Origin of the sequence: Nocardia amamiensis (assembly GCF_015477605.1) — a bacterium.
Taxonomy (GTDB): domain Bacteria; phylum Actinomycetota; class Actinomycetes; order Mycobacteriales; family Mycobacteriaceae; genus Nocardia; species Nocardia amamiensis_A.
On sequence record NZ_JADLQX010000281.1, the window covers coordinates 1 to 300 of the forward strand.

General features: G+C 70.7%; 1 protein-coding gene. It reads right to left on the bottom strand.

All coding sequences use genetic code 11. The features are described 5' to 3' along the window. Positions 1 to 300 (bottom strand): AMP-binding enzyme (locus IU459_RS37830; protein ID WP_195134344.1); only part of this gene is annotated, 300 nt, incomplete at both ends.

Sequence of the window (300 nt, forward strand, 5' to 3'; positions counted from 1 at the left end):
AGTCGTCGTCCACGCCGACGCGCGGCACGCCGAGCAGATCGGCGAAGACCTCCGCCACGATCTCCTCGATCGGAGTGGACGGGGCACGGAACACCTTGGCCTCGAAAACCGGCGCAGGCAGCGCCTTACGGTCCAGCTTGCCGTGGGGGTTCAGCGGCATGGCGTCGAGCACCACGATCGCGGCGGGCACCATGTAGGACGGCAGCTGCGCGGACAGGCGCGCACGCAGCTGCTCGACGTCCACCGTCGCGCCGTTCGCGGGCACCACGTAGCCGACCAGCTGATCGCCGGTGCGGGCGT